Genomic DNA, 24,360 nt, shown 5'->3' with positions numbered 1-24,360 from the left:
CGTCGTCGACAGATGTCGCAGTTGGCCCGCCCCCTGAAATGTAGCCCTCCACGAAGTAAGCTTTCGAGCCAAATGGAGGATCGATGAATGCCCCGGAAGACGGATAGCCCGAAGAGATTGTCGCGAGACCGCGACAGGTCGATGTTCGTGTCGCAAGGTCGATCCGTGGCCGAGTCGGTGCGCTCGATCGGCGTGACGCAGTTCACCTACTCCCGTCGGCGCGAGGCGTATGATGGCCTGAAGACCGATGAGGCTAAGCAGCTGGAGCAGGGAACGAGTGGCTCAACAAGGCAGCGCCGGATCTCACGCTCGAGAAACTGATCTGAGGTGGGCCGCCTCTGGAAACTACCAAGCCCTACCCATCACCGTGACTGTGTAGACCATTTCCGGCAAAAGTTCCGAGTATCGGAGCGGTTTGCGTGTTTTGTGCTCAGCCAGCAAGGATCTACCCTGCGTAAGGTGCCGCGAGCGCGTCCCAACAAGGACGCTCTCACCGCAGACGTCATTGCGCTGGCATCACAATACGGTCGTTATGGCTGACGGCGCATTGCGGCTCTCCTGCGAGATGCTGGCTTGGCCGCGGTGATCATGTTCTGGTTCCGAGTGCTGACCCTCGTCCGCCATGCCGCGCTCAAGCAGCTTGCGCCCTGACTTTTTCGGCGCATACTAGGCAATGAATATTAGAAGTCAGATTTGCCTGAGGAATACCAATTAATCTACCGGCTTCAGAAGTCTCACATGATCAAGCAATAGAGCACCGGCATCATCCGTAGCTTGTCGGCGAGAGTGAGCCGCAATGCGTTCTGGAAGGAACACAGTAATTCCAACCTTCGCCATCAATTGTTCACACACTCATTAGTTGATACCTGATCGGAGCCCGCGGATGCCGAGTCATGAAGTTGCAATCATTATACCGCACTACAATGACGAGATACGCCTCTCTCGTTGTTTGCGCGCGCTCATGCCGCAGCTTCGTGAAGGTATCCATGTAATCGTCGTGGACAATAACTCACCTCGTCCACCGGAAGTCCCTGCGCCGATCCATCTCGTAATCGAGCCTCGAAAAGGCGCTGCCCATGCCCGCAACCGGGGAGTTTTCGAAACCAAGGCACATCGCATTTTTTTTATCGACAGCGATTGCGTACCGGCTCCCAACTGGGTCGAGACAGGCCTTCGTACATGTCATCGAGCAGACCTTGTCGGTGGAAAGGTTACAATCTTCGATGAGACGGCCCCTCCCCGCTCTGGCGCTGAAGCCTTTGAAACCGTTTTTGCATTTGATTTCCAACACTACATAGAGAATCTCGGCTTTTCGGGGTCCGGAAATCTGCTCACGCATCGGGGAGTCTTTGACACAATAGGCGGGTTCCGTGACGGCCTCTCTGAGGATTTCGACTGGTGTCAACGGGCCCGCGCCGCTGGGTTTTCACTTGTCTTCGAACCGACGCTCAGTGTGGGTCATCCTTCCCGCAGCGACTGGCCGACTCTGAAGTGCAAGTGGCGCCGCCTGACCAGAGAAAGTTTTGGACTGAATGGCTGCAGTCCAAGAGCCAGGCTGCGATGGGCGCTGCGGGCGTTGGCCATGCCGGCAAGCATAGTCGTTCACGCCTCAAGGGTCTTGCGATCGCCAAAACTGGATCATGCCGAACGTATGCGCGCACTGATCACGCTGGCTCGGCAACGCTTCCAGCGTATGGGCTGGATGCTCAAGCAGGCCGCCGGATTCGACATTTGAGTACGAGCATGATCCTCAGCGCCGGCTTTGGTCGACCTTGTCGCGGCTTGAAGCATGGGCGGACGGGAACGAATCATTGTGTGCGCGGGCGTACAAACCGAAGCTCATACAGCAGTACGAATATATTGGAGGTTTTGATTCAAACGTTGAATTATCAACTCGAAAATCAGCCAGAGTGGGCCGTGCCCTGCAGAGCGCCACAGTCATGAATAGGTCCCAGACGCAAGCCCAACACGCAGTCGTGTCGATCGTGGTGGTCAGCTATAACACCAAAGATATGACACTCGAATGCATCAGGTCGATCTTGACCGAAACCAAATGTGGTTTTGAGCTTATTGTCTATGACAATGCGTCGTCCGACGGGTCCGCGCAGGCTATAGCCGACGAATTTCCGGAAACAAAATTGATTGCCAGCGAAGTCAACCACGGGTTCGCAAAGGCCAACAATATCGCTGCCGGACAAGTCTCGGGCAAGTACTTGCTGTTGTTGAACCCGGATACCGTCGTTCTCAACGGCGCCATCGATAAGCTTGTAAGCTTCGCCGGGTCCAGACCCGAGGCGCGTATCTGGGGCGGGCGCACACTTTACGGCGATCAGAGCCTGAACCCAACGAACTGTTGGGGTCGGATGACCCTTTGGAGCGTCACCTGCCAAGCGTTTGGCCTTACAAGCCTGTTCCGCGATAGCGCCCTCTTCAACCCTGAGGGTTATGGAGGCTGGCCGCGAGATACCGAACGCGCAGTCGATATCGTCTCAGGTTGTCTATTTTTGATTGAGCGAGACTTGTGGAATCAGCTTGGCGGTTTCGATCCAGCATTTACGATGTATGGTGAAGAGGCCGATCTGTGCCTGCGAGCTCGTGCGATTGGAGCCCATCCTCGTATCACCCCTGATGCCGAAATCGTTCACTATGTCGGCGCCTCGACAAAGGTTCGGGCGAACAAGCTTATCATGCTGCTTAAAGCCAAGGTTACGTTGATCCATCGATATTTTCCAGAGTGGCAACGAGCGCCGGGCGTTCTCTTGCTAACCTGTTGGCCACTATCCCGGATGGTCGGCGCGAGAATATTGTGGGCAATGTTTCGCAAGCCGAAATGGAAGGCGACACAGCTCGCTTGGACTGACGTTTGGAAAGCGCGTTCTGAATGGCGTGGAGGGTATTCGCAGGTTCAATGAGCCGTATATGCAATAATCGGCTCGACTCTCGACTAGACGCGAGCGCCAGCTGCAGAGAAGCGCTTTGCTACTCCTTTTCAGGCTTGGGAGGTTACTGAGGTTGGCCAATATCATAGAAGCAGCGCACCCGCAGTCTGCGGTCGGCACACGGTTCGGTAGACCGACTTGGCCGGTCACGTTGCTTCTCTTGTCGCTGGCCGTTCCCTTCTTTTTCCCGATTGGACCGTTGCTCCTGACGGCCGATCGTATCGTTTTGCTGGGCGTATTCCTACCTTGCTTGATTATTTGGTTGAGAGGGGGTGCAGGGCCGAAGATTTTACCGGATTATGCTCTGCTGCTGTACTGCCTCTGGATGAGCCTCAGCACATTCATCCGAGACGGGCCATCCGTTGCCACCGAGTCTGCTGGTATCAATCTTATCGAGACTTTCGGTGCTTATCTGGTTGGACGTTGTCTAGTTCGGGACGCTGACGGCTTTTTTGCATTAGCCCGGCTTTTGTTCCTGATGATATTGGTCATGTTGCCATTCGCGATCCATGAGAGCCTCACCGGCCGCAACATCCTGCTGGAGTTCGCAAACCGCGTCTGGCCATCTTACGCCGACGTGATGAAGGAGCCTCGCTGGGGTCTTGATCGCGTGGCTTTGACATTTTATCACCCCATCCTCTATGGCACCTTTTGCGGGGCCTGTTTTGGGATATCCTATTACGTCCTAGGTCACAAATCCTCGCCTTTCATGAGGGCATTCAGGCCTTCGCTTGTTGGCCTCTCTATTTTCCTGTCGTTGTCCTCTGGGCCGATTACAGCGATGGTGGCTCAACTCGGGCTGATCCTCTGGGATCGTGTCCTCGCAGGTTTCAAGAAGCGCTGGTTGGTACTGGTTTCCGGAGTTTCCCTCTTATGGACCGGCCTTGCAATCGCGGCCAACCGTTCTGTGCCAGAGTTGTTCCTAACCTATTTTGCTTTCAATCCAGCAACAGCATACAATAGAATCCGTATTTGGGAATTCGGGGTCATTAACGTAAAGCAGAACCCGATATTAGGGACTGGCATTACAGGTGATTGGTTTCGCCCGTGGTGGATGAGCGGCAGCATGGACATGTTCTGGCTCGTACCAGCCGTTAAATACGGCCTGCCAGCCGGGATACTCATGCACGTTGCATTCCTCGGTATGTTTGTGATGGTGATGCTGAAAAAGGGCCTGAGCGAAAGAGCGCAAACGTATCGAACAGGAATTCTCATTTCACTTGTCGGATTTTACCTGGCCGGCTGGACCGTTCACTATTGGAAAGTTGTCTATGTTTTATTCCTGCTTTTGCTAGGCGCCAGTTCTTGGCTTCTTACCGATACGGCGCGGCCAATTCCTGACGACAAGGCTGGAGACGTGCCGCGGGTTAAGAACCATTTGAATTTGACGCGTAGGGCTATCCCGAATGGCCCTGTAGGCTCAAACCCTGCTCGCCAGGGCGGCACGACCGGGCGCTACTCGCGGTTTTCAGCCAGGGGAGGCACCGGAAGGTAACGATCGGATCCTGTCGTACACGTGAATGAATTCTGTCGGCGAAGGACGCAGGTCTGCTGCAACTATTCGTAGCGTGAAATTGAGTCGCTACCGAGCTTTCACCAAGCCGGAATTGGAACCCTGAAGGATAATACGTCGTTTGGCGCGGTCGGAGCAACCAAGAGCGGCGCGGAGCTTTTGTGCAACGCAGCGCGGCTGTGGGTTGTGGTTAAAAGGTCCTCGAACAACGGCTTTGGAGGTTTGGTCGCCACGAGCACAACGCAGTCTCTCTTCATTGCGATCTTCCGCGCAGGCTTGGATTGCGAATCGTGCGTGGGCCATGTCGCGAAACATGGCCTCGTTCAAAAGGTCATTGGCACTCGGCGGCTACGCTCCACATCAGACTGACAAGACGCCCATCGATCGATGTTCCATCCCCTCATCATTCTCAGATTCGGTTTTTTGTCCTTTCTCTTTAATCTACGCCGCGGCCAATGCCTCGGTGCGGTATCGATCACCCTTCGTCGATACAGCCCAAGCATTGCTGGTCAGCTTGTCGGGCATCGCGACCGCGGTAACATTTACATGAGTCCGTTAGGTGAGCCCATTCGGTGAGCCCTCCGCTCTAAGCACAAACACGATGCAGCACCGTTCGTGCGCCGTGAATGAAGAGGCTTCGCGATTAGGTTTTCTCTGCTTGAAGTTGCCGATGAGCTTAGCCTGGCCGCAGGGCGTGATCTTCTGTGGAATCAGTCCGAGTCACGCCGCAAGATCAGTCCATTGGCACGGCTTGAGCTGGTGCCGATGGCGACCATAAGAGCCGTAGCAATAGTCTGGTCGACGCCGGGTCTATTTTCAGGCGGCGCAGGTCCTCGTCATTGCTGGCCAGGTGGCTGATATCGACATCCATGACCGCAACAAGTCGATTGATCTCGCTCAAGTCGGCCGCCATGTCACCCAACATCAGGAAGATTTGCGGTGATAGATCGCCGCCACCTTCAGCCGCTAATCTCTTCAGTTCCTCCTAAAACACATGACGTCCGGTTCCGACAAACAGGCCACACTCCATTCAAAATCCACAGCTTTGTTTAACAGACCCGTCCTGTCCGTCACCAGCCAATTCATTGCGCTGCGCAATGCTTGAAGGTCAAGCTGCTCTTTAGATTTGACCGCGACGAAAGGCGTGGTTGCGGGAGTTCGCAGCCTTGATCATCGCTTCCGCGTCATAATCGCCGTTCTTGTTGACCTTAACTTTGAGCCACACATAAAGCGGCAACTTCAGCCTTGTCTCATGGTTTTGCTGCTGGCGGAAACGCCTGATGTGATGCGCGCCGCCACAGGCTTACATGACCGCAACACAAGTCGACAGGACGTGCTGGAAATCCAAAAAACTGATGTCGTTAAGGGCGCTTGCGGAAACGACCGCGCACGCATCGTCCAACCTAGCTGGACTGCAAAACATCTTGCCCGGACCGATGCCCAGAACCTTGATGTTCATCAGATGCTCCTCTCCTTCACTTTTCCAGCTACAATTACCGCGGATCGGTAGGAAGGCGGTTCATCGCGTTAGGTCAGGGAACGGTGAAGGCTTCAGGGGTCAATTATGCGAATTATCCAGCTAGAAATCGCTCGACCGACTGCAAAAAGCCAATTATTCCTTGGAATGAACTCAATCTAAAAAATTCCACTTTTCTATTCTTCTAAGTGGATTCTTCGCTGCGCCCGTGCCGACTGTCTTGTACGCAGGTTGCACCGGATTCGGACCGACTAGTCTAGGGAGTGATCCTTGGACCTTTTGCGTCGCCAAGGCTATGTGCCAATGCCTCGACAAGCCGGTCGTACGCCCCAAAATTTTCAACGGCTGAGCCAGAAACTGGCGCCAGATCACTGATTGTAATGCCTAATCCTCGGTCTGCATTGGCGAAATATCTGCCATAGTGCCACTCAGAATTTGGATCGGTCGATTGTATGTTCAGATTTCCATCCATCAGTCCAAGCCCGGAATGCCCAATGTAAGAGCTTTGGATATTTCCGTAACTCTTTCCATCCACGATAATGAACGTCGCTTTACTGCCCCTCCCCTTCACGTGCAAAACGGTATTGTTCTTCGCAACTACATCAGTACCGCTGGTTACCGAAATTCCCCGAATCATCCCTGTTACGATAATGTTCTGTTCAATCAGCACATTAGAATAATGCGCGTCGGCGAGGAAGATGCCTTGCACGTCAGCCCGTGTGCTGGGCAGGAAAATATTTCCGCGGATGACAACGTCGGATGAGTCTCCACCTTGAAATTGGATAAAGTCAAGATGCGCGTTTTCGGAAGGAAACAAATTAGTCGCACCAATATTATTCTCGATTTTTACATCGGTCACGCTGAGAAATTTGAAGCTATCGTTTCCAATGTAGTCAATTTTGTTACCGATCACCTTAAGATCGGTCGTGTCAATAAACGTCCCGCCATTCTTGACATCGTGGACATAATTATTTGCAAAAGTGATCCTTTTCGCGCGACCGTTAGAATAAAGTCCATGGAAACCATTATAATCGCTATCAACAAGTCCATTTATTTCGCTATTTATTATTTCCACGTCACTGCTTCCCCCGACGACAGCGACCACGGCCGATGAAGCAGCGCCGTTACTCGAATTGCTGACGTGCACGCCATCGATGCGAACAAAACGGGAGTTATCAATAATGATGCTATCGAATACGGCGCCGTGGGTGTTTGCAGACTTTAATGTCACATAGGCCGGGAACGCGCGGTCAACGATATGGAGCGCGCCGTAATTCCCGTCGGCCAAGACGATGGTCTCGCCGCCCTTCGCCTTCGCCAGCTCATCTAGAAGTTGAGCGCTCAACCCATCGCGGAAATTCTGAGCATGCAGAGCCGAAATCATACAAGAAAGAAGCAGCGCCGCCAGACCCGCGACCGATATCACCTTTGGCGCATGCCGGATTTCTCCCGATGGTGTGCCCTGAGCGTCTCCAACGCTAAAGCATCGGTGAGCTTTGAAACAGACGGATTTCGATCCAGGCGTCCTTCGTCCTCGGTTCTCTGGCTGACATGCCATGGGATAGTCCCTTTTTGTCGATTTGGCCCCGACGACCGCCTTGGCTCACCGATGAACCGCTGCAGAGCAGACTTGTTTCCCCAAGGGAAACAGTGCTACACTAAAACACAATTTGTATCTGCGTTTAAATTTCTAACCTAAGCCATGCGATCTGGCAAATTTTGCGAAGGGGAGTTGATCATGGCTCTTTGGTCATCCATCACTTCTGTCTATCTTGCAAGCGTTGTTGTCGCCCTAATACTCACCTACGGGGAGCAGAAGCGACGAGGTCAGAACAAGCCCTTCGACGTTGTCATGGGCTACTTGCTTTGTATGGTTTGGCCTCTGGTCGCTTTCATCGTTTTGATCTTTTACAAGCCAAATCAAGCCTGAGCGTACAGTTGTGCAGGGGACTGCATTGATTGGCGTGGCAACCGAATTTCTCCCGCCTTGGCTGGACTGATATGCGTCCGCCCTACCTTCAGGGACAGGACCTTGAGGAAGTAGATTTGCCCCTTGAGGGTTTTTAAACCGGCAGGTAGACCCGCTGACTATCTGCGCCGCTGCGACAAAGTGATGGAAATTTGCGCAGGTCATAGTTCCACGGACATCTACGATGCTAAGAGGGCTCTGACAATTCTGGCCATCAAAGCCATGAAAATCGCCCGGCGTCGCCCGCTGGAAATAGCGCCGAAGACTTTGAGCCATGAGAACGGGCTTGGTCACATCATGCATTATTGTTGATGATACTGAAGTCCCCTCTCGTCGCAGTGAGGGACGATTATTCTATTTATCTCTTGCGCGAGGCGGAGCATCGCAGCGACGCTAATCTCTGCCAGCGACGTAGCGCTGCGATTTCTCCAGACTGGCGATGGATGGAAACCGGTAAGAACTACGCGGACCGATCCGAACGATTCAGACCTTCTGCTCGAAGATGGATACAATCCCAGCAGCACGTTTGAACTTTGCGATCCCGACAACTCGGTTATACAGAACCTGCTTCGTCGGCTGGCAGCAGGTGACGATCTCGAGGTTAATCGGGTACCGCGTATCTTCCCCGACACCATCGAAGTCGAGGACGCCTACCGCGTAAGCTTCAGGCGAGCCGGGGATTTCTCTTGTTTGAAAGTCGCCCTAATTCTTTGATCATTATGAGGCAAAGTTGTATTTTTCCAGAATGGATTTGGTCGCCGACGCACATGCAAGCTTTTATTACAGCCTTTTCAACCGACGTACCTGTTCTGCCGATGGCTTATAGCCGCAAGTTTGCAGGCCTATATGAGGCGTTCCAACATGAGGCCACCACGGTTGGTCTGATAGGCTCGACGTTGGAAATGCGCCCATGACCGCAAAAGGGGGCTCTATCGCACTTAAGAAGGTCGCGGATGGAAATCTGTGCAGCGGCTGCGGGGCCTGCGCAGCAATAGCACCCACCGCCATCGAAATGCAGCTTGTCGACCCGGGCTTTCTGCGGCCGGTTGTACTTGATGAGGTCGCGCCAGAAGAAGACGCCCGCATTAGTAGTGTCTGTCCGGGACTTGGGATCGCAATTGAGCCGGACAAACGAAGCGATGATCCGCTTTGGGGACCGTACGTAGAACTTTACACCGGGTTTTCGCGAGACCCCGCACTTCGCCACAAGGCCTCCTCGGGCGGAGCACTTTCAGCGCTGCTGGTGCACCTTCTGGAAAGCGGCGAGGTTGACCGCGTCTTACAAGTCGGCGCCGACAATGAAGTGCCATTCGCGAACCGCTCGGTCGTAAGCACGACATCCGCCGAAGTAATCAAGCACGCCGGATCTCGTTATGCTCCCTCTGCGCCGCTGGCCAATGTCGGGCCGTTGCTCGAAAGCGAGCTGCGGCATGTCTTTGTTGGAAAACCTTGTGATGTAGCCGCGCTACGCGCAATGGCGCGCGACGATCCACGGATCGCACTGCGCATTCCGTGGATGCTATCGTTTTTCTGCGCCGGCGTGCCGAGCCATGCGGGCGCCCGCGAGGTGCTCGCGAAGATGGGGTTGGAGGAGTCGGATGTCGTGCGGTTTCGGTATCGTGGCAATGGTTGGCCGGGAAATGCCACGGCAACGCTGCGAAACGGTCAAACGGCCAAGCTGAGCTATTCTGAAAGTTGGGGCGGCGTGCTGTCGCGACACGTGCAGGCGCGGTGCAAGATCTGCCCCGACGGGACCGGGGGGGCCGCCGATGTTGTCTTTGCCGACGCGTGGGAAACCAATGCAAAGGGTTACCCGGTTTTCGAGGAACGCGATGGAATAAGCTTGGTCATGGCCCGCACGGAGCGCGGCCATGCGCTGGTACGCTCGGCAGAAGCTGCTGGAAGGCTAGCGCTCACGCCTTTTGACGTCGGCATGTTGGAAGGAATGCAGCCGGGGCAGACCAGCAAGCGCCGCCTCACGCTAGTCAGGATGGCGGCACTGAGGCTTCTAGGTCGACCTATTCCGGAGTATCGAGGCTTTCACCTGCTTGCAAATGCTCGCAAAGCAGGAATGCGCGCCTCCGTTCGAAATTTCTTTGGAACGCTCCGGCGTGGTTTCCTCGGACGTCTCTGACCGATCGGCCCTGAAATCTGTTTTCAGCGAGTTCCAGTGAGACATGCGGACGGCGATCTGGCCTAGGCTCCGGACCCATGGCCAACTGTATGACGATTGCGGAGAGAGCGATGCAAGCGGCGTCTACGCACCACCGGAGTTCAGGTTGACGGCTTGCAGTTCCAGGGTAGCAAAGCGTCGGGCCGGTTTGCGGGATGCCCTGTGGCAACCGCCTCGCCCCCGCCGCGAGATAGGCGAAGGGCTCCATTCCGTCGATTTTGTCTGACATCAGCACGCATCGGACAGATTCAGGATCTTGAGCAACAGAGGATTTCCGGTTCGTCGAAGCCACTGAGGAGCGAAGATGAAAAAGAGCCCCGGAGCCTCGAATGATACCGGAGACAAGCTGGTCATGCGTACAAAGCGTTAGCGCCGCAAGCGCTATTCGACCGAGGAGAAGATCAGGGTTGTCCTGGCCGGTCTGCGCGGCGAGGAGAGCCTTGCCGCGCTCTATCGGCCCGAGGGCAGCGCTGAGAGCCTTTGCTATTCTTGGTCGAAAATATTCGTGGAGGCCGGGCAGGCCTCAGCACCTGAGCTCTTAGTCCGCAGCCTCGAAGGAAGACCACAACCATTGCCGCAAAGTCCAACTCGTGCGCCGAACTGACCTAGAACTCTCCTCTTCGGCGAGTTTCTGCCCGAAAATCTGCGTCCGCTTGTCATCGTGTTGTCCATCTCTCGACGCGTTGGTAGGCGGCCCGGGCAGGCAACGAATAACGCAGTAGCGAGTAATCGAACAGATCACGCCGTGACGTGTCCGCCCCGGGATGGGGGCTGGACTGCCGGAGGTGTGTCTCTGCGGGTAACTGATTGTAAACGCAAAAATCGTAGTGGTCTGCGACAATGGGCGACTCGAAGAGCCCGTCACCTCCCGGGTGTGACCGTACGGGAAAAGAAAAAAGGACACTCTCTGATGCAGGGCGTTAACACGACGAATTTCCGCCGCTCGACGACTGAAGTCGTATCGGGCTGCTCCGCCAAGCAAACCATCGTGATGCAGCAAAAGTGGATTTGGGCATGATCAGCGTAACAACGCGCGCGCAGCTTGAAAATGCGCTGGCATCCGCACAGGCCGGCGATGAAATCGTCCTCGCGGCGGGCGATTACGGATCGTTCGACTTCAATGGCTACAACTACAGCGGCTATGTCACGGTGCGTTCGGCGGATCCGGACAACCCCGCTGTGTTCGATCAGATCGACATCGTCGGGTCCAGCTTTCTCGCCATAGACAGCGTGCACGTGGACAACCCGTCGAACGGCGCCGCTTCGTCGAAAGTGGTCAATATCGACGGCAACAGCCATGACATCGTGTTTTCGAACTCAGAGGTGAACGGCTCCGTCACGACCAGCACGAATTACAACGAGTTCCAGGGCCATTACGGCATCTATACCGGCGGCAATGTGCGGAACATCCGCATCGAGGAGGACGAGGTCCACGACGTGAAGAACGGCTTCGTGGCCTTGGGCAGCGACAACATCGAGGTTGTCGGCAACCATTTCGACCGGCTTGGCAACGACACCATGAAGTTTGCCGGCGTCAATGGCGTCCTGATCGAGAACAACATCGGGCCGACGTCGAACTTTCCGTCGCCGACCGCCCATGTCGACTTCATTCAGTTCCAGGGCTCGTCCGAGAACATCACCATTCGCGGCAACGTTTCCCTCGCCGGCAACATCGGCACGACCCAAGCCATCTTCATGGCCGACGGCAGCTACAACAACGTGCTGATCGAGCAGAACATCCTCTATACCGGGATGCTTCACGGGATCACCCTCTATTCCGGCGCGAACGTCACGATCCGTGACAACACCGTGTTGAACGCGCCCGATCTGGTACACAAGGCAACGGTCATCCAGAGCCCTGACGGTGCCACGGTCACCGGCAATATCATCTCGGCCACCGGATATGACGGCAAGGTGAGCGGCGGCAACCTGTACGTTCAGCATGACCAGCCCAACCAAGCCCATCACTACAGCGACTATTTCCCCAACGCAGAGACCGGCCTCGGGGTGACGCTGCAAGACCTCGTCCCGCTCGCCGGCTCATTGGCCGAGCAATACGGGGCCTATGAGCGGCTGATGGAATTGTTGAACGGCGACACCTGGGTGCCCCAGCCGGTTCCGCAGCCGGACCCCGATCCGCAACCGGAGTCCGAGCCCGATCCGCAACCGCAGCCCGACCTCGATCCGGCGGAAGGCACCGTCTTCAGCCTGCCGGGTGAGCTCACGATCGCGGATGCGGGGGACGTGTTCGAAATGGCACACAGCGCCGAGCTGGAGATATCTTCCGGCACGGTTGCGTTCTCTTTCACGGCAGACGATGTCGCCGGCGTGCAGGGCCTGGTCGCCAAGGACGCCAGCGGATATGTCGGCGGCGGTCACCATTTTGCCGCCTACCTGCAAGGCAACACCCTGATGGTCCGCCTACAGGATGCCGCCAGCGACGCCTACCTGAGCCTTGATGGCATCGAGGCGGGAAAGACCTACGCCGTGGCAATCACGTTCGGGCCTGACGGCGGTGAACTCTGGGTCAATGGCGAACAGGTCTCGACCACCGAGCTGGTGATGGACTGGACGCAAAACCAGCAGCATCTGCAATGGGGTGGCCTTGGCTGGGCCAGCGCGGACCAGGCGGCGGGCTATGTCGCGAACTTCCAAGGCACGATCAGCGATGCGACGGTTTATGACAATACCTCGCTGCCTGAGCCGGTTCCTCAGCCGGAGCCCGAGCAGGTTCCTCAGCCGGGGCCCGATCCGCAACCTGAGCTCGACCTCGATCCGAACGAAGGAGCCGTCTTCAGTCTGCCGGGTGAGCTGACGATCGCGGACGCGGGGGACGTGTTTGAAATGGCACACAGCTCCGAGCTGGAGATATCCTCCGGTACGGTTGCTTTCTCTTTCACGGCAGACGACGTCGCCGGTTTGCAGGGCCTCGTCGCCAAGGACGCCAGCGGATACGCCGGCGGCGGTCATCACTTTGCCGCCTTTCTTAAGGGCAACACTCTTGTGATACGCCTGCAGGATGCCGGAAGCGAAGCATACATGACCCTTGATGACATCGAGGCGGGAACAACCTACGCCGTGGCGGTGACCTTCGGCCCTGACGGTGGTGAACTCTGGGTCAATGGCGAACAGGTCTCAACCACCGACCTGGTGATAGACTGGACGCAAAACCAGCAGCATCTGCAATGGGGTGGCCTTGGCTGGGCCAGCGCGGACCAGGCGGCGGGCTTTGTCGCGAGCTTCCAAGGTACGATCAGCGATGCGACGGTCTATGACAATACCTTGGAAACACTAGAGTATTCCGTTTCCAATGAGGTCGGGATCGTGGAGGCAAACGACTACGATTTCTTCATCTAACATGTTGGTGGAGAGGAATCTCTTGGAAAGGCTTTTCTGCGCAATGGCAAGCGGAGCGCAGAGAAGCCTTTCCGCAATCGCTTCCCGTCAGAAGTCTTTTGTGGCAGACTCTTCACTGCCGGAAGGCACGTGCATTTCGAGAGTTCTACCGTGGCTAGATTCGACATAGTAGAGAAATTCCGCATGCCTCGACCTTGGTGCGGCAGCAGGTAGAGGAGCGCTGCTTGAGAGTTCTGGGAGAGTACGTAATGCGTGGCCGATGACGGGAATTTAGAGCTTTCTTAGCTGCGTCAACATGACCTTGACCCTGCGTCGCTGCGCAATTGTCTAGTTGATCTAAGTGGTCTGTTTCCCACAGGAAATGACCGGGTCATCGGAACAAACTAGCCATATAAAGTTTAGGAACCTCGATCTTGATTTCGCAAGAGATACAAACTCTTCAAGCCGCAAATCGCGCAGTGAGGCGCGGCCTTCTGGCCGTTGCGCTATTCTCATCGGTGATCAACATCCTGATGTTCACCGGCCCGCTCTACATGTTGCAGATCTATGATCGTGTGCTGGGATCCGGTTCGGTGGAGACGCTGGTGGCGATGTCGCTCCTGGCAATTTTCCTTTATGCAGCGATGGGCCTTCTGGATGCTTTTCGCTCCCGCGCACTCGGCCGGATCGCGGGACAGATGCAGACGCGGCTCGATCCTCTAGCTTTTCGCGTGGCGCTTGACCCCGACGGTCCGCAGGGGAAGGGCCAGACACCGGGGCCTGAGGCGCTGTCCTCGATGACCCGAGGGCTGTCCTCGACCGCGGCGGCAGCGATCTTCGACATTCCCTGGACGCCCCTGTTTCTGTTCGTGATCGCCCTTTTTCATCCATGGCTCGGTATCCTTGCCACCGTCGGAGGGACATTGCTGGTGCTCATCGCACTGTCGCAACGTTGGTTGACGCGGTCTCGCGAACAGGCAGTGGCTGTCAATTCTCAGCGCAGCCAGCGCATGGAGATACAGGCCAAGTCCGAGCGTGAGACGATCTTCGCTCTCGGTATGCGCGGCTCGCTTGCCGAGCGCTGGCGACAGGTCCGCGATACCGGGTTGGAAGGTCACGTCGCACTGACTGATAGGGTCGGCGGCTTCACCGCGACTGCGCGAGCGATGCGGCTATTTCTGCAATCGGCCATGCTCGGCCTTGGGGCTTATCTTGCGATCCAGGGTGAGTTGAGTCCCGGCGCAATGATCGCAGCCTCGATCCTGATGGGCAGGGCGCTCGCTCCCATCGAGACGGTCATCGGGCAATGGCGGCTGTTATCGAGCGCACTTGCCGCTTGGAAATCGCTGCGAGAGGCCATTTCGAACCGTCCACCCACTCCGGAGCTTCTTGCACTGCCTCACCCAAAGGCCAAGCTCGAGGCACAGAATGTCACCGTCCTGCCGCCGGGCCAGCCGGAACCGACCTTGCGCGGTGTCAGCTTCGAGGTGGCTCCCGGCCAAGCGCTAGGCGTGATCGGGCCTTCAGGTGCAGGCAAAACCACGCTCGCCCGGGCGCTTGTCGGTCTCTGGCCCACGCGGCTTGGCGATATCCGGCTCGGTGGAGCTCGTCTTGACCGCTACGAAGACGAAAGATTGGGGCGTCTTATCGGTTACCTGCCGCAGCGTGTTGCGCTCTTCGACGGGACCGTCGCTGATAACATCGCCAGAATGGACGCAAACCCAGACCCCGAAGCGGTCTTGAAAGCAGCGAAGGCTGCGGGCGTACATGACATGATCTTGCAACTACCTCAGGGCTACGAGACGCCGATCACCGCCCCGGGCGCGCCGCTTTCGGGCGGGCAAGTGCAGCGGGTCGGCCTGGCACGTGCGCTATACGGCGATCCGGTTCTACTTATCCTGGACGAGCCCGACGCCCATCTCGATCATCCGGGCGGACAGGCGCTCAACGCTGCCATCCGGTCGATCAAGGCGCGTGACGGAGCAGCGATCATCATGGCGCATCGCCCCTCCGCCATCTCCGAGTGCGACCTATTGCTGATGCTCAAGAATGGCCAGCGCGAGGCCTTCGGGCCGCGGGAAGAGGTGCTGCGCGCAAGGGTTGCCAACCATGCCGACCTGAAGGCCGTGACCGCGACCGGCGGGGGAGCAAAAAAATGACCACGCCGTCCTATTCCCTCCGCCCGGTTATTTTGGCGGGCCTGTCTGCCGTCTTGCTCCTGGGCGCGGGCATCGGCGGCTGGGCGGCATATGCGCAGATCGAAGGCGCTGTTATCGCCTCCGCCGTGATCGAGGTCGATGCCGATGAAATCATCGTCCAGCATCCTGAGGGTGGGGTCGTGTCAGCGGTGCCGGTGCGCGAGGGTGACAGCGTAGAGGCAGGGCAGACCATACTGCGCTTCGACTCGACCCGCATCGATGCCGAGATCGCCGAGGCGGATAGCCAGTATTTCGAGTATCTCGCCCGGCGCGCGCGGCTCGAAGCCGAGCGGGATGGGGCGGATGACCTTGTCTTTGATGACGCGCTTACAGCGCGCGGCGATGCGGACCCCGACGTGGCTGAACTGATGGCGGGTCAGAAACGCCTGTTCGCCGCCCGCGCTGCAGCATTGGTACGCGCCGAGGAGCAGCGCGAGTTAGTTCGATCCAGGCTTGCAGACGATCTGCGAGCGATCGAAACCGAGCGTCGCGGTCTGCTCATCGAAAGCGAAATCGTTGACGAGGAGCTTATTGACCAGCAAAGCCTGCTCGATCAAGGCCTCGTGCAAATGAGCCGCGTAAGGGGCCTCCGTCGAACCGAGGCTCAACTCGATGCCCAGCTTGAGGCACTTGAAGCCCGCGCGAGTTCCACAGCCACCCAGATTGACGAAATCTCCGCCGAGGCAGCGCGAGTAAAAGGCGAACGCCTCGCCGAGATCATTGCAGAGCTGCGCGAGACCCGCGCGCAGACCCGCCTGCTGGAGGCGCAGCGCGCCGCTCTCGCCGAGGACCGCCGCAGGCTCGAGATCGTAGCGCCGATTTCCGGCACTGTGCACGATCTGCGTGTGACTGCCGAGCGCGCCGTGATTGGTCCGCGAGACCCAATGATGACGCTGGTGCCGCGTGGGGAAAAGTTCCGTGTCATGGCCCGGATTGCGCCGTCCGACATTGATCGTGTTTGGCCGGGACAACCGGTGACATTGCGACTGTCGGCTCTCGACCAGCGTCTCACCCCTAATATCGACGGTGAGGTGCTCTGGGTCTCGGCCGATGCGCTGACTGATCGCGATGCTGGTTTGTCCTATTACCGTGCCGAGATTGCCTTTGACGCTGGCGATCTGCCGGAGGGCACCACGCTCGTGCCCGGTATGCCCGCGGAGGCGTTCCTGCGCACTGGCGCGCGCACACCGCTCTCCTACCTGCTCAAGCCGCTCACAGATTACATGACCCGTGCTTTTCGCGAGGCATGAAAGGCATTTCGACGGGTTTCAATATGGGAGCTGATCCCTTTTCTGATCCAAGCCTCTGGCCTGCTGCCGATTTCATGGAAAGCAGTTTTGGTTCGCATACCTCGGTCCTCGAACAATACGGCGGCTTAGGTAGCTCAGCTTGGAATGGCGTCGCTTAGGATCGTATCAGCGCTCGATGTGGTCGAACACATTGGCGCGGGCGGCATCGCCGCTGCGGTAGATCTTGCGCGCGGTCTGCTCGGTCATCAGCTTCACCGCCTAGATCTTGAACTTGCGGCTGAGTTTTCGTCTCGTCATATCCAACTCTCCAGTTACACGGTAATGATCTAATCTTCGTGTCCACGAAACCGGCAGCAGGGCACGGCGACAAACGAGCCTTGAAACCGTCGCCCGCGTAGCCGACGATCCAAGCATCAAGCCGCCCGCGGTAGACACCTGATAAAGCCTTGGACTCCCCGAGGCTCCGGGCTCTAACACCGCACCGTTACACATTACTCAGACCGTACATCTCCCTGTGTCGTCGCCATGTTCCGCAGCCTAGCCGTTGGTGATTGTGTAACCACCCGCAAATTGATGCGCGTCACGGACCCGTTCGATGAGACACTTGGGCGTGCGGCGCTGCTTTCAAGACCGGCCCCGACCCTAGGTAAGCCACTGATCATTATTCCCAGTGAACCCGTCCAACTTCAGGCGCGGGATCGGTGCTGACCGCGATAACCGGGCGGAATCGAAAAAAGGATCACTTTGTCTAAACTGTCGCGCGAGATCGCAACATTTCATGCAATCGCCCTCTTGCTTACGCCCTCCTTAATTTGGTCGAGGCGAACCTTCCGATACAGCGCCGAAGAGACAATTGTGAGCTGCCCATTAATACATGCAGGGCAACTTTGGTCGGCTTTTGCGGCGGCAAGGTCGGATCACCCCGCCGCGACCGTGGCCATCTTTCTTACCGCCGATCTCAGCCGCGCTTGACTGCCGAATATCCGGCCATCGCCGCGTAGCCGCCCACGATGGCCTTGCGGGTCTCGTAATCGATCACGTGGTCGATATCGCGGAAGCCCGCGGGCGCGCGCTTCTCCACCTCGTCGATCACCCGTTCCGGACCGCCGACGCGATTGGTGCGCACGACCTCCGCCGTCTTCGGCAGCCGCTCCTTCTCGTAGACCCAAAGGGCGGCGCGCGGATGTTCGGACCGGGCCAGCGCGTCCGCGAGGCAGCGCGCATCGAGGATCGCCTGGCTCGCGCCGTTCGATCCGACGGGATACATCGGATGCGCCGCATCGCCCAGAAGCGTGACGCGCCCGAAGGTCCAGCGCGGCAGCGGGTCGCGGTCGGCCATGGGGTATTCGTAGATCGCGGGCGTCGCGCGGATCAGCCCGCCGATATCCATGCCGGGCACGTTGAAGCGCAGCCCATGCGGCAGAACCTGCGCCAGCGGCACCTGCCGGGACCAGTTGTCGGGCGGCGGGGGCGACACGGCAGGGTCCTTGATCCGCACGTTCACGACCCAGTTCGTCAACTGCCGGCCCTTCTCGGCGGGCGCGATGGGATAGAGCACGAACTTGCCGCCGAGACCGCCACCGATGGCCATGCTCTCGCCATCGCCCCAGACCGGCCACTCGGCGGCCCCGCGCCACATCACCACGCCCTGCCAGGACGGCGGACCTTCGTTGGGATAGAAGACCCGGCGCCCTGCCGAATGAATGCCATCGGCGCAGATCAGGATCTCGCCGCGATCCGTCTGCCCCGCCCCTCCTTCGACATTGTCGGTGAAATGCGCGGTCACGCCGGATTCGTCCTGCACGAAGCCCGCGAGCTTGCGGCCGGTGCGCACCGCCTCCGGGCCAAGCCGCTCGATCACCGCGTCGAAGATGGCCTTCTGCAACCGCCCGCGATGGATCGAGAATTGCGGCACGTCGTGGCCCGCATGCATGCCGCGCAGCTCGGACCAGACCTCCTGCCCCTGCCGGGTGAGATAGGTCAGCTTGCGGGTGCGGATGCCCACCTTGTCGAGCGCGGGCAACAGCCCCAGCGCGTCCAGCTCCTTGATCGCGTGGGGCAGCACGTTGATCCCGACACCCACTTCCCTTACCTCGCGCGCGGCCTCGTACAGCGTGACCGGAATGCCGCGTGCATGCAGCATCAGCGCCGTGGTCAGCCCGCCGATCCCGGCCCCCGCGATCAGGACGCGCATGCGCTCAGCCCTCCTCGGGAGGCGGCAGGAAATCGACCTCGTGCTGGGCCGAGAGGGCCACGACATCGGCGGGGTTCGCCTCGGGTCCGAGATTGTGCAGCGCCCAGAAGAGATCGTAGAGCCGCCGCGTCGGCGCGACCCAGAACAAGCATTTGATCGTCGTGTCGGTCTTGTTGAAGATCCCGTGCGGGATGCCGCGCGGCAGGCGGATCAGATCGCCCGGCTCGGCATAGGCCTCGACCCCGTTCAGCAGAAGATCGAAGCGGCCCTCGAGGACATAGATGAACTCGTCCTGCGTCGGATGGATATGCGGCGGCACGAAGGTCCCCTTGGGCAGGGAGGCATGCCAGGACATCGACGCTTCGCAATGCTGTTTCGGCACGTAGGTCTGGCCGAGGATGTTCCAGGTGATGTCGTCGATGCCGGAATTGGCCTTGGTGACGCCGGGCAACATGGTCATGGGGTGTCCTCCTCAGGATCAGACGTGCAGGAAGCGATCCTTGACCTCGGGGGTCGCGAGGATCTCGGTATTGGTGCCGGTCCAGACCACCTGGCCCTTTTCGATCACCACGTGACGATCGGCGAATTTGGTCAGCGCGTCGACATTCTTGTCGATCACGAGGATGGCCTCGCCCTCCGCCTTCAGTTTCGCGAGCACCGCCCAGATATCGGCCCGGATGAGCGGCGCGAGCCCTTCGGTCGCCTCGTCGAGAACGATCAGCCGCGGGTTCGTCATCAGCGCGCGGCCGATGGCCAGCATCTGCTGTTCGCCGCCCGACAGCTGACTGCCCATGTTGCGGCGCCGCTCCTCGAGGCGGGGGAACAATTCGTAGATGCGCGGGGCGGTCCATTTGCCGCCGGGCCGCGCCGTGGCGACGAGGTTCTCGTGTACGTTCAAGGTCGGGAAAATCTGCCGTCCCTCGGGCACGAGGCCGAGGCCCGCATGGGCGATCTTGTGCGGCTCCGCCCCGGTCAGGTCCTCGCCGTTCACCTGAACCGTGCCGGCGCGCGGCTTCAGCAGGCCGAAGATCGACTTGATGGTAGTGGTCTTGCCCATGCCGTTGCGGCCCAGCAGCGTGACGACCTCGCCCTTGCCCACCTGCAGGTCGATGCCGAAGAGGATGCGGCTGTCGCCGTACGCCGCCTCGAGGCCTTCGACGCGCAGCATCAGGCGGCCTCCTCTTCTTCGCCAAGATAGGCTTCGCGCACCTTGGGGTCGCGCCGGACCGCGTCGGGCGTGCCCGTCGCGATGATCTTGCCGTAGACCAGCACCGACACCCGGTCGGCGAGCTGGAACACCGCGTCCATGTCATGCTCGATCAGCACCATGGTGATCTTGCCCTTCAGCCGCTTCAGCCGCGCGACGAAGGCCTCCGCATCCTCGCCCCCCACACCGGCGAGAGGCTCGTCCAGCAGCAGAATCTGCGGCTCGGTGGCCAGCGCGATGGCCAGCTCGAGCCGGCGGTGTTCGCCGTGACTGAGTGCGGAGGCCATCACCTCCGCCCGATCCTCGAGGCCCGCCTCGGCCAGCACCGTCATCGCGGTCTCGTTCAGCGCGGCCTCCTCGGCCACCGGCGCGAAGAACCGGAAACTGCTGCCCATCCGCGCTTGCACCGCCAGCGCCACGTTTTCCAGCACCGTGAAGCGCGGCAGGATGGAGGTGATCTGGAACGACCGCGCGAGGCCCAGATGCACGCGCTCGGCCATGCTGCGGGCCATCAGGCTTTGCCCGTCGAGCAGGATATCCCCGGAATCCGACGGCAACTGCCCGGAAAGCTGCGCGATGAAGGTGGTTTTCCCCGCGCCGTTCGGCCCGATGATGGCATGCAGCTCGCCGGGCTCCACAATCAGCGACACGTCGTCGGTGACCTTCAGGGCACCGAACGCCTTCTGCAGGTGACGGATCTCGAGGCGGCTCATTGCTTCGTCCCCCCGAGGCCCAGCTTCTTGAAGACGCCGGTAATCCCGTGCGGCGAATAGAGCACCATGAGCACGAGGAAGAGGCCGAACCACAGCTTCCAATGCTCGGTCAGCGAACCCAGCACCTCTTCGAGCAGCAGCACCGCGACCGCGCCGCCGATGGCGCCGGTCAGCGTGCCGATGCCGCCGAGCACGACCATGACGATAAGCTCGCCCGAGCGGTGCCAGGACACGAAGGCGGGCGACACGAACTCCGCCTGGTTGGCAAGGAACACGCCCGCGACCGAGGTCAGACAGCCCGAGATGACGAAGGCCGTCAGCTGGTAGCGGAAGGGCGCATAGCCGATCGCCTCCATCCGCACGCGGTTTTCGCGGATGCCCGTGAGCACCCGCCCGAAGCGCGACCCGACGATGCGGTGGCAAAGCCAGAACAGCCCGATCAGCACCACGAGCGTCGCGTAATAGAGCGTGAAGTCGTTCTCGAGCATGTCGCTGCCCAGCACGGTGGAACGCTGCCTCAGCCCGTAGCCGTCATCGCCCCCATAGGCCGAGAGCGAGACGAAGAAGAAATACGCCATCTGCCCGAAGGCGAGCGTGATCATGATGAAATAGACGCCCGTCGTGCGCAGCGAGATCGCGCCCGTGACGAGCGCAAAGAGCGCGGAGACGATCATCGCCGCTGCCACCTGCAGGAAGATGTCGTTGATGCCGTAGCTCGACAGGACCGCAACGGCATAGGTGCCGAAGCCCAGATAGGCCGCATGCCCAAAGGACACCATCGCGCCGTAGCCCAGGATCAGGTCGAGCGCGAGCGCGGCGATCGCATAGGCCAGGATTCGCGTACCGATGAGCACGAGGAACGGATCGTCGATGGCCGCGGCCACCGGCGGCAGCGCGGCGAAGATCGCGAAGAGGATCATCGCGGCGCGCACCCGCCCGGCCATGGGACGGCGCGCGGGGCGAGTGTCGGTCAGCGTGGTCTCCGCCATCAGCCGCGCCCTCCGAACAATCCGGCGGGTTTGGCGAACAGGATCACGGCCATGAGGATGTAGACCAGCATCGGCGCCAGCATCCGCCCCACCTGCCCCGCCGCCGACGGATCGAGCACGGAACGCAGCCAGATGGGCCCGAAGACGCCGCCCACCGTGTCCACGACCGCAACGAGGATCGCGCCGAAGAAGGCGCCCTTCACGGACCCGATGCCGCCGATCACCACCACGACGAAGGTCAGGATCAGCACGCTCTCCCCCATGCCTGTATCGACAGACAGGATCGGCGCCACCAGCGCACCCGCGAAACAGGCCAGCACGCCGCCCATGGTGAAGACGATGGCGAAGAGCTTGCCGATGTCGATCCCGAGTGCCGAGACCATCGTGCGGTTCGTGGCCCCCGCCCTCAGCAGCATGCCGATCCGCGTGTGGTTGACCACGACGTAAAGCCCGAGCGCCACGGCAAGGCCCGCCGCGATGATCGCGATCCGGTAGACCGGGTATTGCAGCGGCCCCATCAGCGGCACCGACCCGGACAGCAGCTCAGGCATCGGCACCGAGAGCGGCGACACGCCCCAGATGATCTTCACCGCCTCGTTGGCGATCATCACCAGCCCGAAGGTCGCCAGCACCTGGTCGAGATGCGAGCGGGCGTAGAGCCTTCGGATCACGAGAACCTCGAGGACGAGGCCCACGACGATGGCGGCGGGGAACATCAGCAGAAGCCCCCACCAGAAAGAGCCCGTGAGCGCCGCGAAGGTCGCGATCAGGTAGGCGCCCACCATGTAGAGGACGCCATGGGCGAGGTTGACCACATCCATGATCCCGAAGACGAGCGTCAGCCCGGCGGCGATCAGAAAGAGCAGAACGCCCAGCTGAACGCCGTTCAGAAGCTGCAGCACGAAGAGATTGGTCATGGTGCGGCCCTCCTCGCCTTTTCGCTTACTCCATCTCGCAGGCGTCGGCGTAGTTATCGACGTAATCGTCGAAGACCTGCTCGCGGATCGAGGTGCCGTAGAAGCCGTCATCCCGCTTCACCGCCTCGACGACGTAGAAGTCCTGGATCGGGAATTGGTTCTTGCCAAAGGCGAAGTCGCCGCGCGGGCTGTCGAAATCGGCCTCGGTGAGGGCCGCGCGCAGGGCCGCGCGATCGGTGAGGTCACCGCCCAGCTTTTCGACCGCGCTGTGGATGAGCTGCGCCGCGTCATAGGCCTGCATCGCGTAGGTGCCGGGCACCGCGCCGTATTTCTCGATATAGGCCGACACGAAGGCCTCGTTGGCGGCATTGTCCATGTCCGGCGCCCAGTTGGCACCGCCCAGAAGACCGACGGCCGCGTCCTGCGTGGCGGGCAGCGTGGTCTCGTCCACGGTGAAGGCCGACAGGAACGGGATGGAGGAGAGGCCCGCCTGATCGTATTGCTTCACGAGGTTCACACCCATGCCGCCCGGCATGAAGGTAAAGAGCGCGTCGGGCTGGAAGGCCGCGATCTGCGCCAGTTCGGACGAGAAGTCGAGCTGCCCAAGCTCGGTGAACACCTCGCCCGCGATGCCGCCGGTATAGGAGTTCTTGAAGCCGGCGAGGCTGTCCTTGCCCGCCTGGTAGTTCGGCGCCATCAGGAAGACGTTCTGATAGCCTTGTGATTCCGCGTAGGCGCCCATGACCTCGTGGTTCTGGTCGTTCTGATACGACGTCACGAAGAAGTTCGGATTGCACTCGGCGCCCGCGAAATTCGACGTGCCCGCATTGGTCGAGATCAGGACTGTGCCTGTCTCGGTCACGGGGCGGTGGATCGCGATCAGCACGTTGGAGAAGATAGGGCCAACGACGAAATCGACGGCGTCGCGGGCGACAAGCTCGCGCGCCTTGTCCGAGGCAAGGTCGGGACGCAGTTCGTCGTCGACGACGATGATCTCGGTCTCCATCCCGCCCAGCATCTCGTTCTGCTCGGCGAAAAGCATGAAGCCGTTGCGCGCCTGTTCGCCAAGAGCGGCGGCGGGCCCGGACAGCGTGTAGACGAGGCCGATCTTCAGCACGTCGTCATTGGCCGAGGGCGGCGCTTCGGCATGGGCGGCGGCAAAGGCCGCGCCGGTCAACCCGAACGTCGCGCAGGTCGAGGCAAGAAGGGTTCTCTTCAAGGTCATTGTGGTGTCTCCCGGTTGGTCTGTTGGTGGGCCCCGCCTCTGTCGGGCGATGTGCCAGGTGAATATGCCGTGTTACCGTCTCGTCGTTTTCGGCCTTCCGTCCTGTTCCGGACCCGCCCCGCAGAGGACCGCGTATCCCCCGGGCGGTCAACGGCAATGATGATCCCGTTGTGCGGGTCGTCCCCCGCCAGCACGCCTTTTCCCCTCATCGTTACCCGCGATTCGATTTATTTCAAGCTCAAACCTTTTTTGCTTGAAAT

General features: G+C 59.4%; 16 protein-coding genes and 2 pseudogenes. 10 read left to right on the top strand and 8 right to left on the bottom strand.

Annotation, left to right across the window (positions count from 1 at the left end; all coding sequences use genetic code 11):
• Positions 1-116: 116 nt before the first annotated feature.
• The 5 genes and pseudogenes from BW990_RS22570 to BW990_RS21570 all read left to right on the top strand — a co-directional run.
• Positions 117-636: pseudogene (locus BW990_RS22570) on the top strand (IS3 family transposase); the annotation flags it as partial.
• 247 nt (positions 637-883) lie between these two features.
• Entirely contained in the window at positions 884-1,735 is an 852-nt protein-coding gene (locus BW990_RS16640) for a glycosyltransferase family 2 protein (RefSeq protein ID WP_083950677.1), read from the top strand.
• 241 nt (positions 1,736-1,976) lie between these two features.
• Entirely contained in the window at positions 1,977-2,912 is a 936-nt protein-coding gene (locus BW990_RS16635; protein ID WP_234990287.1) for a glycosyltransferase family 2 protein, read from the top strand.
• 100 nt (positions 2,913-3,012) lie between these two features.
• Entirely contained in the window at positions 3,013-4,434 is a 1,422-nt protein-coding gene (locus tag BW990_RS16630; RefSeq protein WP_143526254.1) for an O-antigen ligase family protein, read from the top strand.
• Between the two features lie 1,144 nt (positions 4,435-5,578).
• Positions 5,579-5,962, top strand: a complete 384-nt coding sequence (locus BW990_RS21570; protein WP_143526253.1) for a hypothetical protein — start codon at positions 5,579-5,581, stop codon at positions 5,960-5,962.
• A 223-nt stretch (positions 5,963-6,185) separates the two neighbouring features.
• On the opposite strand, the gene BW990_RS16620 is transcribed toward BW990_RS21570, so the two are convergent.
• Positions 6,186-7,355 carry a right-handed parallel beta-helix repeat-containing protein gene (locus BW990_RS16620; RefSeq protein ID WP_076449783.1) on the bottom strand — a complete coding sequence of 390 codons (1,170 nt, stop codon included), beginning with the start codon at positions 7,353-7,355 and terminating at the stop codon, positions 6,186-6,188.
• A 1,453-nt stretch (positions 7,356-8,808) separates the two neighbouring features.
• On the opposite strand from BW990_RS16620, the gene BW990_RS16610 reads away from it, so the two are divergent.
• The 5 genes and pseudogenes from BW990_RS16610 (at position 8,809) to BW990_RS16595 (ending at position 16,855) form a co-directional block, all read left to right on the top strand.
• On the top strand, positions 8,809-10,032 hold the full coding sequence (locus tag BW990_RS16610; RefSeq protein WP_076449780.1) for a Coenzyme F420 hydrogenase/dehydrogenase, beta subunit C-terminal domain: 1,224 nt from the start codon (positions 8,809-8,811) through the stop codon (positions 10,030-10,032).
• Positions 10,033-10,444: 412 nt separating this feature from the next.
• A pseudogene (locus BW990_RS22565) lies at positions 10,445-10,591 on the top strand (IS3 family transposase); the annotation flags it as partial.
• 494 nt (positions 10,592-11,085) lie between these two features.
• Positions 11,086-13,428: a LamG-like jellyroll fold domain-containing protein gene (locus BW990_RS16605; protein ID WP_076449779.1), complete on the top strand. Its 2,343-nt coding sequence runs from the start codon at positions 11,086-11,088 to the stop codon at positions 13,426-13,428.
• Positions 13,429-13,886: 458 nt separating this feature from the next.
• Positions 13,887-15,566, top strand: a complete 1,680-nt coding sequence (locus BW990_RS16600) for a type I secretion system permease/ATPase (RefSeq protein ID WP_268794344.1) — start codon at positions 13,887-13,889, stop codon at positions 15,564-15,566.
• A complete protein-coding gene (locus tag BW990_RS16595) occupies positions 15,563-16,855 on the top strand; it encodes an HlyD family type I secretion periplasmic adaptor subunit (protein ID WP_076449778.1) in 1,293 nt (430 codons plus the stop codon). Before BW990_RS16600 ends, BW990_RS16595 begins: the two co-directional genes overlap by 4 nt.
• A gap of 958 nt (positions 16,856-17,813) precedes the next feature.
• Here the strand turns inward: BW990_RS16595 and BW990_RS16590 are convergent.
• From BW990_RS16590 to BW990_RS16560, 7 genes are read right to left on the bottom strand one after another with little or no spacing between them, the layout of a single operon-like run.
• Positions 17,814-19,049 carry a flavin-dependent oxidoreductase gene (locus BW990_RS16590; protein ID WP_076449777.1) on the bottom strand — a complete coding sequence of 412 codons (1,236 nt, stop codon included), beginning with the start codon at positions 19,047-19,049 and terminating at the stop codon, positions 17,814-17,816.
• A 4-nt stretch (positions 19,050-19,053) separates the two neighbouring features.
• On the bottom strand, positions 19,054-19,509 hold the full coding sequence (locus tag BW990_RS16585; RefSeq protein WP_076449776.1) for a cupin domain-containing protein: 456 nt from the start codon (positions 19,507-19,509) through the stop codon (positions 19,054-19,056).
• Positions 19,510-19,527: 18 nt separating this feature from the next.
• Positions 19,528-20,217, bottom strand: a complete 690-nt coding sequence (locus BW990_RS16580) for an ABC transporter ATP-binding protein (RefSeq protein ID WP_076449775.1) — start codon at positions 20,215-20,217, stop codon at positions 19,528-19,530.
• A complete protein-coding gene (locus BW990_RS16575; protein WP_076449774.1) occupies positions 20,217-20,969 on the bottom strand; it encodes an ABC transporter ATP-binding protein in 753 nt (250 codons plus the stop codon). Before BW990_RS16575 ends, BW990_RS16580 begins: the two co-directional genes overlap by 1 nt.
• Positions 20,966-21,958, bottom strand: a complete 993-nt coding sequence (locus BW990_RS16570; RefSeq protein ID WP_076449773.1) for a branched-chain amino acid ABC transporter permease — start codon at positions 21,956-21,958, stop codon at positions 20,966-20,968. Before BW990_RS16570 ends, BW990_RS16575 begins: the two co-directional genes overlap by 4 nt.
• Complete coding sequence (locus BW990_RS16565) at positions 21,958-22,875, bottom strand: branched-chain amino acid ABC transporter permease (RefSeq protein WP_076449772.1); 918 nt, start codon at positions 22,873-22,875, stop codon at positions 21,958-21,960. The genes BW990_RS16570 and BW990_RS16565 overlap by 1 nt, the downstream gene beginning before the upstream one ends.
• Before the next feature lie 25 nt (positions 22,876-22,900).
• Positions 22,901-24,100, bottom strand: coding sequence for an ABC transporter substrate-binding protein (locus tag BW990_RS16560; RefSeq protein ID WP_076449770.1), 1,200 nt, complete (start codon positions 24,098-24,100; stop codon positions 22,901-22,903).
• Between the last annotated feature and the right edge of the window lie 260 nt (positions 24,101-24,360).

Source organism: Roseivivax lentus, assembly GCF_900156805.1.
Taxonomy (GTDB): Bacteria; Pseudomonadota; Alphaproteobacteria; order Rhodobacterales; family Rhodobacteraceae; genus Roseivivax; species Roseivivax lentus.
Note: the sequence above shows the minus strand (reverse complement) of the source record. Positions and strands in the feature narration are given on the sequence as shown.